At 53.8% G+C, this 665-nt stretch carries 1 protein-coding gene; it reads left to right on the top strand.

The window, feature by feature from the left end; translation table 11 throughout:
- A protein-coding gene (locus WFN87_RS24000) for an IS1-like element IS1B family transposase (RefSeq protein WP_244462290.1) occupies window positions 1-650 on the top strand; the annotation gives its coding sequence in 2 pieces (ribosomal slippage) (window positions 1-202 and window positions 202-650; 651 coding nt annotated over the 2 pieces). This gene is flagged as partial in the annotation.
- Window positions 651-665: the final 15 nt, after the last annotated feature.

The following is a 665-nucleotide window of genomic DNA, read 5'->3' as shown; positions in this document are numbered from 1 at the left end:
GTGGTGCGTAACGGCAAAAGCACTGCCGGACATCAGCGCTATCTCTGCTCTCACTGCCGTAAAACATGGCAACTGCAGTTCACTTACACCGCTTCTCAACCCGGTACGCACCAGAAAATCATTGATATGGCCATGAATGGCGTTGGATGCCGGGCAACTGCCCGCATTATGGGCGTTGGCCTCAACACGGTTTTACGTCACTTAAAAAACTCAGGCCGCAGTCGGTAACCTCGCGCATACAACCGGGCAGTGACGTCATCGTCTGCGCGGAAATGGACGAACAGTGGGGATACGTCGGGGCTAAATCGCGCCAGCGCTGGCTGTTTTACGCGTATGACAGGCTCCGGAAGACGGTTGTTGCGCACGTATTCGGTGAACGCACTATGGCGACGCTGGGGCGTCTTATGAGCCTGCTGTCACCCTTTGACGTGGTGATATGGATGACGGATGGCTGGCCGCTGTATGAATCCCGCCTGAAGGGAAAGCTGCACGTAATCAGCAAGCGATATACGCAGCGAATTGAGCGGCATAACCTGAATCTGAGGCAGCACCTGGCACGGCTGGGACGGAAGTCGCTGTCGTTCTCAAAATCGGTGGAGCTGCATGATAAAGTCATCGGGCATTATCTGAACATAAAACACTATCAATAAGTTGGAGTCATTACC

The organism is Cedecea sp. AS113, assembly GCF_037152415.1.
GTDB lineage: Bacteria > Pseudomonadota > Gammaproteobacteria > Enterobacterales > Enterobacteriaceae > Cedecea.
Note: the sequence above shows the minus strand (reverse complement) of the source record. Positions and strands in the feature narration are given on the sequence as shown.